Genomic DNA, 11767 nt, shown 5'->3' with positions numbered 1-11767 from the left:
GCAAACACTTGATTTATGGAGATTGCTTCGTCGCTGGACGCTCCTCGCAATGACATAACAATGGGTTTATAGAGGTGCCCTCAAATTTATCTTCAACTTTCGGCCAGTATTTCTGCTATATCTAGCGTTTGAATCTTCTCCGCCTTCTTTTCTCTGGCGGCGTCGGATATCATCGTCAGGCAGAAGGGACATGCGCTTGCAATTTTTTCGGAGCCTGTCTTTTGCAGGTCCTCCAGTCGTTTGTGATTGATGCGTGTGCCGAGGTTCTCTTCCATCCACATCCGCCCGCCGCCCGCGCCGCAACAGCGGCCACGGTCCTTGGTCTCTTTCGGTTCGACCACTTCATAGCCCGCCGCCTTCAGTATCTCGCGCGGGGCGTTGTAGATATTGTTATAGCGGCCGAGGTAGCAGGAGTCGTGATAGGTTATCGTGCGATCGTGCGGTCTTTCTATCGTGCTATTGCAGAGAGATAATTTGTTGTTTTCGATCAGATTCAATAAGAATTCCGTATGATGATGCACTTCGTAATTCCCCCCGAACTGCGAATATTCGTTCTTCAATGTGTTATAACAGTGAGGACAGGTCGTTATTATCTTCTTCACCCCGTATTTTCCAAAGGTGGCCATGTTCTCTTTGACGAGCGTTTGGAAAAGATATTCGTTGCCTAGTCTTCGTGCGGAGTCGCCGTTACATTTTTCTTCAGCGCCTAAGATGCCGAAGGAAACGCCCGCTTTTTGCAGGAGTTTTACGAAGGCCCTGGTCACTTTCTTGGCGCGTTCATCAAATGAGCCGGCGCATCCCACAAAGTAGAGATATTCTACCTTTGGATCTTCGGCTAGGGTCTTAACGTTCATCTCTTTTGCCCAGTCTCCGCGCGTAGAATACCCTATCCCCCAAGGGTTATAGTTCTTTTCGATGTTCTGGAGCGCTGTTTGCGCTTCGGGAGAGATGGCTCCCTGCATGAGCACCTGATGCCTGCGCATGTCTGTTATCTTATCGACATATTCAATGAAGACGGGGCACGCCTCTTCACACGCCTTGCACGTTGTACAGCTCCAAATGGTATCCGCCTTCACCACGTTATCAACAAGGGGAGGTAGCTCAAGTTTTTGTGCCGAGGCCTTTCCGTCCGCAGGTATCGTCCATGAGAACTTGAACGAAGGAGTCTCTTCATAGAGATGGTCGCGTAGCGCTACCGAAAGCTCCTTTGGCGAGAGCGGTTTTTCAGTGGCGAACGCCGGGCACTGCTCCTGACACCTTCCGCATTCGGTACAGCTGTAAAGGTCAAGGAACTGCTTCCGGTTGAACTCGGTTATCTTGTTAACGCCGAAGGTGGTTATCTTCTCATCCTCTAGGTTGATGGAAGAAAGGGCCCCGGCCGGTTCCATTTTTTGCAGGAAGACGTTGGGAATGGAGGTAATGATGTGGAAATGCTTGCCATACGGTAGCCAGTTAAGGAACCCGAGTACGAGTATTATGTGGGTGAAGTAGGAGAAATTGTACCACACATCTGCCTCGATCGCGAAGTCCGTGACCATGAGCAAGAGGATCGTTACGAGTATTATGTTGGCCTCGAGCGAAAGGGTAAGTCTCTTGGTCTTTAAAAATATCCTTCTAAAAAGAAGGGCCAAGCATCCTATTATGACAAGAACTTCAAAAAAAATCTTGAACATTGTATATGCATGACCGGCAGGTGAGGAGAGGAACGAGCCGGCAAATCCCGCATCAAAGCCCTTTGCGAAGATTATCGTGGTTCCAGGGGTTACCGCACAAAAGCCCCAGAATATGAAGGCGTGCATAAGGCCGCTTACGCGTCCGTGCTTGAAGAACTTTTTTTGGCCTATTGCGTAAAGAAAGACCCTCCAAAGTCTGGTGCCCAGCCTGTTTATGTCCTTTATCGGAGCGGCTATCTTTAAGGTCGTCCACCTGTTGTAGGCTGTAAAGATGAAGCACAAAAGACCGATTCCAAGAATGATACCGACCGTGGCAGGAAACATAAAACCCCCTATTGTTAGGTTGGGTATTAAAGTTGACTGATAAAATCAACCGAAACTTATTTTTACTGAACTGCGGGCGGCGCCATTATGGGAGTGACCGGAGCCGCGGGAGCCGCTGATGGCGCAGGTGCTGGAGGAGTTGGCGTTGTTACCGGGGCCGGAGCGGGCGGTGTCGGAGTTGCCACAGGTGTAGGTGGCGCCGCGGGAGTTGGTGTCATGGCCGGCGCAGCAGGTGCCTGTGGGGTCGGTGTGGCGGTTGGCGGAGGAGTTATCTGCGGGGCCGGAATTGCCTGAGGTACCGTTGGTGCCGCATGGATAGGAGGAGTTGAGCCTGTAGGAGGCGTTCCGGGGACCTGAACTCCTGGGTATCCTATCTTAACTTCTGGGGCCTTTGTCGCGCCTTCTTCCGCCTTAAAGTATTCGCGATCCTTCGGGAACTTAAAGATGCCAACTATCATATTGTTCGGGAACATCTTGGCGTAGGTGTTGTACGTCTGGACCGCCTCGTTATATCGGTTTCTCTCTACCGCTATTCTATTTTCCGTTCCGGCCAGTTCATCCTGAAGGGCCAGGAAGTTCTGGTTGGCCTTGACGTCGGGATAACGTTCTATCATCGCCATGAGGTTAAAAAGGGATCCGGATACTGCGGAGTCGGCCTTCATCTTGTCGCCGACGTTTCCGCCCTGAACCGCTTTTGCCCACATGCTTCTTGCTTCGGCGACCTTTATGAAGACTTCCTGCTCGTGGACGGCATATGCCTGGACCACGTTCACAAGGTTGGGGATAAGGTCGTTCCTTCTCTGTAAGACGTTCTCTACCTGTCCCCACGATTTGTCGACGTTCTGTCCTTCGGCGACCAACGTGTTATATTTGCTGATGCCCCATTGGACAATTCTGAAGCCGATGCCGGCAAGCACTACAAGTACCACAAGACCGATGACCAGTTTTTTCATGATTTAAGCCCTTTATTTTGATGGGGGGAACGACCGGCTCGGCAACCCTCGCCGTTTCCCCCCAAGCCCCTTTCACTCGCACTGGCAAAGCCAGATGCTCGCTCACTTTCTGATGGGGGGAACGACCGGCTCGGCAACCCTCGCCGTTTTCCCCCAAGCCCCTCTCGTTCGCGCGGAGTAAATCCGACGCTCGCTTACAATTTATCTACATACCTAATCACAGCTTCTATCGAAGTCAAGCATTGCTCGATCTTTTCCATTGCCTCTTCTTTTCGCCAGATGCGATTTTTCTCTCTTACATCGATTATCTCGAGCATTATCGTAATATCGGTGTCAACTAATTTTGTAAGCTGTTCCACAATCTCTTTTTTGGAAGGTGCCGGCTCTACTCCGGAAAGCCTGAGCACACCGCTGAATATAGCAAAGAACGATGACGACGATTCGAGCATCAGTTCTATAAGCTCTTTAGGTCTGTCGGAGAGGAGCGCCATCCTCTGCCTGAAGGCAAGTATCTTGCTCCTGAGCTCATGTTCGCACTGGTGGCGAAGGTTCCGTCCGTCTATCTTTATGCCGGCGAAGACATCGTTGCCATAAAGGACCTTGTTTCTTGCGGTAATATCGCTGAATTCGATGGGGAATACGTCGGCGGCGCCATCTATTATCTCCTTGGTGAAGAAGATCGGGAGAGGATTGCCGTTCTTGACCCATTTTTTGAGCGTCTTGTTGGATCGGGCTATTTCTACCGGCGCAATGTTCTTAAGAACGATTATGGTGTTAATGTCCGAACGGCCGGAGTGAAACTCTCCGTCCGCGGCCGAGCCGTAGAGAACGACCGCATCTAGGTTCTCGGCATAGGCCTTTTTAAGATCTTTGGTGAATTCCGTTACGTTCATAATTATACCTCATAATGTATGTCATCCTTAGCCATAGGCGAAGGTTCCAGAGTGTACGCTCGGGATTCTTCGCTCTCGTTCAGAATGACTACCTCCTTACCATCTGCCACTCGCTCCTCCGCCTCCGGACATTCCGCCGCCGAATCCGGAAAAACCGCCGCCAAAACCGCCCCTGAAAGAACCGCCGCGTCCGCCTCCGAAGCTCGAAAGTATAAATAGCGCCGCCCACGGGTTTTTGATGAAAAGGAGGACGATAAATACTATGAATATTACCTTGAATATCTTGCCCGCCAGCGATTCCTTTTTTTCGGGCCCTTCCTGTAGTGAGTATATTGGGGTTGCAGGAGATATATTTCCAGCCGCCAAGGCGTCGAATTCGACCTCGGTCTTCTTTGCAACGGTCGAAACCACCTCAACCGCTCCGTTTAATATTCCCAATGAAAAGTTTCCGTCGCGGAAGTGGGGGATCATTGTGTCGCGAACGATCCTTCCGGCGAGAGCGTCATTTATATAAGGTTCGAGTCCGTAGCCGACCTCAATGCGTATCTGCCTGTCATTCGGTGCGACAAGGATGAGTATCCCGTTATCTTCCCTGGCCGGACCGACACCCCAGTCTTTGAACATGGCGACCGCGTAATTTTCTATCGGCTCGTTATCCAGCGTCTGAACGGTTGCCACCACGATTTCATTCGCAGTAGCCTTTTGGAATTGTGTGAGCATGCTATCTAACCGGACCCTTGTCTGGGGGTCTATTATATTGGCGAAATCATTTACAAACCCAACGGGTTTGGGGAATGTGAGGGCGGACGCCAAAGAAGGAACTACGAGGAAGAGTAGTATGAGGGCCGTTTTTTTTATGGCTTGCATTGGAAAGCCTGCCTAGCATATCTAGAGTGCCCATTGCAATTTTTTATTCTTCGAGCTTGTCGAGAAGATAAAATCAGTCTTCTCGGCTTTGCTCGAAGACTATTGGAATATGTGCTACGCGATACCAGGCAAAATTGCGGCGATAGAAGGCAGGGTCGCAACGGTCGACTATTTCGGCGAGAAGAGAAAGGCCTATGTCGATCTGGTTGAGGACCTTGTCATAGGCGAGAACGTATATGCGCAGGGTGGTTTTGTTATCCGTAAGATATCGGATGAAGAGGCCAAGGAGACCTTAAAGATTTGGGAAGATATCTTCTTTAAACTGAAAGAGCAGGACAAGAAACTTGCGAACGACCCCAAGACGCTCTACGATCGTGCGAACGCCATCAGACAGAAGCATCAGGACAACTCCTGCTGTGTGCACGGAATAATTGAGTTCTCTAACTACTGCGCCGAAGATTGTCACTATTGTGGCATCAGAAAGAGCAATAAAGAGCTGACGCGCTACCGGATGGACATTCCCGAAATTCTAAACGCGGTGGATGAAGCGGTGGCGTTAGGTTTTCAGGCGCTGGTCCTTCAATCCGGCGAAGACCCATTTTACACCGATGACAAGCTCGCGCAGATAGTTCGCGATATTCGCGCGCGGCATCCGGTGCTTATCTTTGTCTCGGTCGGAGAGCGTAGCGCCGATACGTATAAAAGGATGTACGACGAAGGGGCAAGGGGGGCGCTTCTGCGCTTTGAAACCTCGAATCCGGATATATATGCGAAGATAAAACCAGACCTCCGTCATTCCCGTGAAAACGGGAATCTAGAATGCATGAACGAGGTCCCCACTTCCGTGGGGATGACGGACGGAGATGATGGACTATCAGCGCGCCTGAAACTTATCAACGACCTGCGCGAAATGGGTTATCTCATCGTTACCGGTTTTCTCATCGGTCTTCCAGATCAAAAGCACGAGGATATCATGCAGGATATAAAGATGACCTCTAAGCTAGGGGCCGAGATGTTCTCGTTCGGTCCTTTTGTTCCGCATCCGCAAACTCCGCTCGCTAGCGAAAAGGCTCCGTCCCTTAAAAAGACGCTCGACATCATTGCCAACGCCCGCGTTATGAACCCTGAGGCAAAGATACTGGTCACAACCGCGCTTGAAACGTTGTGGGGTCTTGACGGTGCCAAACAGGGACTTATGGCGGGTGCCAATTCTTTAATGATAAATGTCACGCCCATGAAGTACCGACGTCTTTACGATATCTATCCCAACCGTTTTGGGACCGACCTTGACACACAAGAACATGTCAACAAGGTGATAGAGCTCCTGCGTTCCATCGGCCGCGCCCCAACAGATCTCAGCGTTAATGCTTAAGTTTTTATTCGCTTGAACGGGTGGGGAGTTTATTATAGACATTCCGCATGAATTTAAAGGCCGTTGATCAAGATCAGATAGTCAACCTTTTAAAAAGGCGTTCGCGTCCTTCAAGGGATGATGTGAACCGCGTGATTCTTAAGGGTACCGACAAAAAGGGCCTTTCTCTGGAAGATGTAGCGGTTCTTGTCAACGCCAACGAACCGGACGAGATCAATAAGATGTTTCACGCGGCATCCAAAATAAAAGAAGAGATATACGGCGAACGTCTGGTCCTTTTTGCCCCTCTTTACATCTCCGATTATTGCGTAAACGAATGTGCCTATTGCGGATTTCATCTCACGAACGAAGCGTTCAAACGCCGCATGCTTTCACTCGATGAGATAGCAAAAGAGGCCGAGTGTCTCATCAATATGGGGCACAAGCGCGTTCTTATCGAGTTTGGCGAGGACCCCGATAAAAATAGTATCGATTATGTTTGTAGCGCCATCAAGACTATCTACGGCGTAAAAGGTAAAGGCGGCAATTCGATAAGAAGGGTGAACGTAAATATTGCATCGACCTCCGTTGAAAATTACAGACGCTTGGAGAAAGAGGGCATCGGCACATATCAGCTATTTCAGGAGACATATCATCGAGACACATATGAAAAACTCCACAAAGGCCTCAAGGGTGATTACGACCGCCAGATAACCGCCCATGACCGGGCGCGTGAAGCCGGACTCGATGATCTCGGCATCGGCGCGCTTTTCGGTCTCTATGACTGGCGCTTCGAAACTATGGCGCTCGTTGCCCATGCCGAATATATGGAGAGTCATTTGGGTGTCGGCCCTCACACTATTTCTGTGCCGCGTTTTTGCGGCGGCGAAGGTATAAACTACAGGCCGGAATATCCTGTTGGTGATGAAGAATTCCTAAAACTGATCACTATTTTGAGAATTGCCGTGCCTTATGCCGGACTGATACTTTCAACCCGTGAGCCGCCAGATTTGCGCAGACGTGCGTTTCAGATGGGCATTTCTCAGGCGAGTGCGGCATCGGTCTGTACGCCCGGCGGATATGCGGGGAAGAGGTCGGAAAGAAAAGAGCAATTCGAGATACAAGACGATCGTCCCGTTGACGAAGTTGTCAGGTCGGTCATTGACGACGGTCTGCTCCCCAGTTTTTGCACCGCGTGTTATCGCATAGGCAGAACCGGCAAGACTTTTATGGACCTTGCAAAGTCTGGAGATATCCATGAATTCTGCAGACCGAACGCCATTCTTACGTTCGCCGAGTATCTGGAAGATTTTGGAGACGAAAGGTCAAAAGATAGGGGCGGAAAAATCATGGCAAAGTTCATCTCTCGAATAATCAGCCCCAAACTTAAGGCCGAGACTCTAAAGAAGCTGGAAGAGATAAAAAGTGGAAAACGCGATCTCTTCTTTTAGCTCCGGCAGTGGGGGACGCCGGTCTTTATTCGCCGGCAAGATCTACAAGTTCCATCTCCCGTCCATTTTTGATCCCGATACGCTCAGATGAGCATTTGGGGCATTTTGGCGGTAGATAGGTAAGGGGAGCATGGGCTATCGCATGTGCAAATCCGTGGTCTTCGAACCTTTCATCACCGAAAAGCGTGAGGCATTGGTAGCATTCAAGCAGGACCTTTACCTTTTCAATTTCAAGCTTGGCTTTTTCAAGCCGCGTTCCTTTGGCATAGGTCAGAAAACCGAAAGAGATCTGGTCCGGATAGACGGCGGCCATTTGACCCATGCGCAGACGCAACACCTTGACGTGAGCAATATTATTTGCCTCCGCAGCCCTGTCGGCCGCAACCACGACCTTCCGTATAATCGTCAGTTCATGCATAAAAGGAGATGGGCTGCTTTTTAGCCAGGGAAAGCGCCCTTTTTAATAGGCAAATTAGCAGTTGTCAAGGGCTTTCAAAATGTTGGGACCCCAAAAGACTTGAAGTTATGAACTAAATATGTTCGATCAAGGGTAATCAAGAGGAGGAGAAAAATTATGAGTATAGCACGGGATGCGATTAATGCGGTGTTTGATGGAGGCACAAACGCGATTGATGTCTACAACGAGGCGATAAGAGATAATCTTGTTACGGTTGGAGAGGTCGCGGACATTCGATCGGCGATGGTGGCAGGAATGGACGAGGACGGAAATTTTCAAAGAGATGATTTAAGATTGTTTGCACATATGGTTAGATGCCAAAAGGAGACGTCGAGGTTTAATAACGCGCCGGTGCGTTATGAAAATAACGCCACTAAAATACTCGTGGGAGACAGCAGGTTAACCGAACAGGTAATAAAAGAATGTGAAATGATAGAAAAAGCGCCGACCAGGATCGTTGCAGGTGGGTGTCTGGGAGGATTAGGATGGTGGACAGGTTCAAGGGCTATAGCTGCTGTCGAAACCAGCCTACTAGACAGGGTCCTTTTTAGTGCAGTTGGCGTTATTTTCTTGTTCGCTGGTGTTGGAGCCGTGGTCATGGGCATTGACGATGCCATGAAAGATGCCACCATGTGTGAAGCCGTTATCCGGAGCCAATAATTCCTTGCGGTTTTAAGATATATCCGTAAAATACGCGTCAATATGCCCCTTTCTCCACGCGAAGAACTTATCCGAATCCAGAGAAAGCTCTGGCTCAAGAACAAAGAGATAATTAGCAATTCCATTGTTGTGAAGGAACCGGGTTTTGCCGCCTACGAGAAGAAGTACACAAAGGCGGTCGCCGGTTACGAACGCGTTGCAACGCACGATGAGATACTTTCGGCCATAAAAGATTCGCAGATAATATATGTGGGCGACTATCATACCTGCAATCAGAGCCAGCGTTCGTTCTTAAGGATATTAAAGGCCATATACCCCGATAACGAGAACATGATGATCGGGCTGGAGCTCATTCATAAGAAGCATCAAAAGGTCCTTGATAATTTTATGGACGGTAAAATGGAAGAGAAGGAGTTCTTAAAGAAGATCGGCCTTCGTGAGCATTGGGTGTTTGACCTTTGGGCCAATTTTAAACCGCTCTTTGATTTTGCGCAGTACCACGAATTACCGGTTTTCGGGATCGACGCCGCCCATCATAACGCCGGGCTTGAAGAACGCGATGAGGCCACGGCAAAATTAATAGTTGATATCGCTGAAAAACATCCCGATCATAAGATCTTCGTCTTGATAGGGGACCTGCATCTTGCCCACTTGCCGGAGGCCGTGCTAAAGTTACTTCAAAAATCCGACATCCGGCATCCGATTTCCGACCTCATTCTCTATCAGAACAGCGACGCTATTTACTGGGACCTTGCGGAAAAGGGGCTCGACCACAGGGTCGAGGTGGTAAAGATAAGCGAGCGCAAATTCTGCCGGATGAACACACCTCCGATCGTTTGCCAGCAGTCATACATAAACTGGCTGGAGCACGAAGAAGGGGAGATAGACTTCGCCGATTCCAAATCGAGCTTCATAGATCTGGTCGACCATATCTCTAAATTTCTGGGGATAAATATCGGCGACGAAAAAGAGAAGGTGGATGTTTATACCTGTGGGGACCTTTCATTTTTTGAGCGGCTAAAAGAGGGCGGCAAGTTCACGCCGCGTGAGCTCAAAGCGCTCAAGCGGCAGATACTTGCCAGCGAAAGCTATTTTATAGCCGAAAAGAGGGTGGTTTATCTTGCGAACCTTTCGATAAACCACGCTGCGGAAGAGGCCGCTCACTTCTTAAAGCATGTTTGTTCCGGTACTGAAGAGAGGCGTTCGATGGAAGACGCCTTTTACGCAAATATCCTGCATGAAGGGCTGGCGTTCTTTGGCTCAAAGCTTGTCAACCCCAAGCGTAAATGTTTTCACGAGCACGAGTTCAAGGGGCTCGTTTCATATTTTTCCACCGTCAGGGTCCCTCAGGATAGAAGGCTCGAGTTCGAAACGGCGTTTAGCGTTATCGACTTTCTCTCTTCCGGTGAAAGATATTTGAACGATGGCAAGATAGTGAAGGTCCTTCGCAGCGACCTGTTCTTCGCGGTGACCCATGCGCTCGGTTATATGCTGGGCGACAAACTATTTTACGCCATGATGAGCGAGAGGATGGCAAAAGAAGAGCTCAAAAGGCTTTTCTACGATAGGTGGAAGAACGACGGCGAGCCGGTCCTGGAGTATTACAACCTCCAAAAACGTCTCAGGCACATCAAGATACCAAAAAGAATGTGAGCTTATTCGTAGTAATTAAGTCCCAGGTGGGTGATCTGCTCTTCGCCCATTAGATAACGAAGGGTGTTCTTCATCTTCATCTCTTGAATGAAGAGGTTGTTCTCGGCATAGAGTCCCGGGTTCGTCATGGGTGATTTGTAGAAGAACGACATCCATTCCTGAACGCCTTTGAGACCGGCGCGTTTCGCAAAATCGCTGAAGAGCGCGAGGTCCAAGACCAGCGGTGCGGCAAGGATCGAGTCACGGCATAAGAAATCGACCTTTATCTGCATCGGGTAGCCGAGCCAACCGAAAATATCTATGTTGTCCCAGCCCTCTTTGTTGTCTCCGCGCGGGGGATAGTAATTTATCCTTACTTTGTGATAGAAGTTCCCATAGAGCTCCTTGTTGATCTCAGGTTGTAATATCGTTTCAAGAACGCCAAGTTTAGATTCTTCTTTTGTTTTGAAGCTTTCGGGGTCATCCAAAACCTCACCGTCTCGGTTGCCCAATATATTGGTCGAGAACCAGCCGTTAAGTCCCAATTGTCTTGAGCGGAAACCGGGGGCTAATATCGTTTTTATGAGCGTCTGTCCGGTCTTAAAGTCCTTGCCGCTGACGGGAGTTTCGGTTGTGTTGGCAAGCTCGAGCATTGCCAGAGTATCGACCGTCAGGTTAGGCGCGCCGTTGGCAAATGGGATGCCAAGCTTTAATGCCGCATAGGCGTAGATCATTGAAGGGGCGATGTTTGGATCATTGGCCCTCATTGCCGCTTCGAACTTGGCAAGGTTATCGTGGCAGGGGGCCTGTTTCATGAATATTTCGGTGGAAGCCGCCCAGACGACCACAACGCGTGAACAGCGATTAGCGTCCTTGAACTTGCGGATATCGTCCATTAACTGTTCGGCCAGATCGGCCTTATTTTGGGCGTTCTTTACGTGCGTGCCATCCAGCTTCTTGACATAATTTCTGTCAAATGCAGCTTTCATGGGTGCGATGGCCGTGAGGAAAGGCTTTATCTGGTCAAGAAGATCTTTCTTTAGAACACCGGCCTTAATGGCCGCTTCATAGGCGTTATCGGGAAGGGCATCCCACGCACCAAAGACCATGTCGTCGAGTTTTGCAAGGGGCACGAAATCCTTTATAAGGGGGCTCCTGTTATCGGTCCTTTTGCCGAGCCTAATATGGCCCATTTGAGTGGTAGACCCTATCGGCTTACCTATGCCTCTGCGGACCGCCTCCACGCCAGCGATAAAAGTGGTTGAAACAGCCCCTAAGCCCACTAATAATATGCCCAGTTTCCCTTCGGCCGGTTCGACCTTCTTTGGTGTTGTCATAAGTTGTTTTCTCCTTGTCCTTCCCCAATTGAGAGGACTCGCGAGTTTATAGCATAGGGAAAGACCTTTGCAACGATTAAATGCTAATTTGATGGAATGCGGAATAGACATCGTATCCCCCCTATAAAGAGGATAAGGTATATGTTGGATAGAGAATGGGAGGAGTTAA

General features: G+C 49.5%; 9 protein-coding genes and 1 pseudogene. 4 read left to right on the top strand and 6 right to left on the bottom strand.

The genetic code is table 11. The annotated features are described in order from the left end of the window. Positions 1-92: 92 nt before the first annotated feature. From COV46_02225 to COV46_02210, 4 genes and pseudogenes are all read right to left on the bottom strand, one after another. Positions 93-1997, bottom strand: coding sequence for a Fe-S oxidoreductase (locus COV46_02225; GenBank protein ID PIR17913.1), 1905 nt, complete (start codon positions 1995-1997; stop codon positions 93-95). A 374-nt stretch (positions 1998-2371) separates the two neighbouring features. Continuing rightward, positions 2372-2950, bottom strand: a pseudogene (locus COV46_02220) (LemA family protein). A 194-nt stretch (positions 2951-3144) separates the two neighbouring features. After that, the gene (locus tag COV46_02215) at positions 3145-3843 is read right to left on the bottom strand and encodes a hypothetical protein (protein PIR17912.1); all 699 of its coding nucleotides are present in this window, start codon (positions 3841-3843) and stop codon (positions 3145-3147) included. 96 nt (positions 3844-3939) lie between these two features. Beyond that, positions 3940-4710 carry a hypothetical protein gene (locus tag COV46_02210; protein ID PIR17911.1) on the bottom strand — a complete coding sequence of 257 codons (771 nt, stop codon included), beginning with the start codon at positions 4708-4710 and terminating at the stop codon, positions 3940-3942. Positions 4711-4819: 109 nt separating this feature from the next. Here COV46_02210 and hypC point away from each other — a divergent pair, with 109 nt between their 5' ends. Both hypC and COV46_02200 read left to right on the top strand, forming a co-directional pair. Further along, positions 4820-6082, top strand: a complete 1263-nt coding sequence (gene hypC, locus COV46_02205) for a HypC/HybG/HupF family hydrogenase formation chaperone (GenBank protein PIR17910.1) — start codon at positions 4820-4822, stop codon at positions 6080-6082. A gap of 47 nt (positions 6083-6129) precedes the next feature. Next, entirely contained in the window at positions 6130-7512 is a 1383-nt protein-coding gene (locus COV46_02200) for a [FeFe] hydrogenase H-cluster radical SAM maturase HydG (protein PIR17909.1), read from the top strand. A 25-nt stretch (positions 7513-7537) separates the two neighbouring features. On the opposite strand, the gene COV46_02195 is transcribed toward COV46_02200, so the two are convergent. Further along, a complete protein-coding gene (locus COV46_02195) occupies positions 7538-7930 on the bottom strand; it encodes a hypothetical protein (protein PIR17908.1) in 393 nt (130 codons plus the stop codon). 156 nt (positions 7931-8086) lie between these two features. Between COV46_02195 and COV46_02190 the strand changes: the two genes are divergently transcribed. Both COV46_02190 and COV46_02185 read left to right on the top strand, forming a co-directional pair. Further along, complete coding sequence (locus COV46_02190) at positions 8087-8629, top strand: hypothetical protein (GenBank protein PIR17907.1); 543 nt, start codon at positions 8087-8089, stop codon at positions 8627-8629. A gap of 42 nt (positions 8630-8671) precedes the next feature. Next, complete coding sequence (locus COV46_02185; protein PIR17906.1) at positions 8672-10282, top strand: hypothetical protein; 1611 nt, start codon at positions 8672-8674, stop codon at positions 10280-10282. 2 nt (positions 10283-10284) lie between these two features. On the opposite strand, the gene COV46_02180 is transcribed toward COV46_02185, so the two are convergent. Next, positions 10285-11598 carry an inositol-3-phosphate synthase gene (locus tag COV46_02180; protein PIR17905.1) on the bottom strand — a complete coding sequence of 438 codons (1314 nt, stop codon included), beginning with the start codon at positions 11596-11598 and terminating at the stop codon, positions 10285-10287. Positions 11599-11767 lie beyond the last annotated feature (169 nt).

It is taken from the genome of Deltaproteobacteria bacterium CG11_big_fil_rev_8_21_14_0_20_49_13, assembly GCA_002796305.1.
GTDB lineage: Bacteria > UBA10199 > UBA10199.
The sequence above is the reverse complement of the archived record's forward strand: the minus strand, read 5'-3'. Positions and strand labels throughout refer to the sequence as shown.

What these genes read in the sequence shown, in the direction of transcription:
- COV46_02225 (PIR17913.1), bottom strand. Translation starts at nt 1,997, where the DNA reads ATGTTTCCTGCCACGGTCGGTATCATTCTTGGAATCGGTCTTTTGTGC.
- COV46_02215 (PIR17912.1), bottom strand. Translation starts at nt 3,843, where the DNA reads ATGAACGTAACGGAATTCACCAAAGATCTTAAAAAGGCCTATGCCGAG.
- COV46_02210 (PIR17911.1), bottom strand. Translation starts at nt 4,710, where the DNA reads ATGCAAGCCATAAAAAAAACGGCCCTCATACTACTCTTCCTCGTAGTT.
- hypC (PIR17910.1), top strand. Translation starts at nt 4,820, where the DNA reads ATGTGCTACGCGATACCAGGCAAAATTGCGGCGATAGAAGGCAGGGTC.
- COV46_02200 (PIR17909.1), top strand. Translation starts at nt 6,130, where the DNA reads ATGAATTTAAAGGCCGTTGATCAAGATCAGATAGTCAACCTTTTAAAA.
- COV46_02195 (PIR17908.1), bottom strand. Translation starts at nt 7,930, where the DNA reads ATGCATGAACTGACGATTATACGGAAGGTCGTGGTTGCGGCCGACAGG.
- COV46_02190 (PIR17907.1), top strand. Translation starts at nt 8,087, where the DNA reads ATGAGTATAGCACGGGATGCGATTAATGCGGTGTTTGATGGAGGCACA.
- COV46_02185 (PIR17906.1), top strand. Translation starts at nt 8,672, where the DNA reads ATGCCCCTTTCTCCACGCGAAGAACTTATCCGAATCCAGAGAAAGCTC.
- COV46_02180 (PIR17905.1), bottom strand. Translation starts at nt 11,598, where the DNA reads ATGACAACACCAAAGAAGGTCGAACCGGCCGAAGGGAAACTGGGCATA.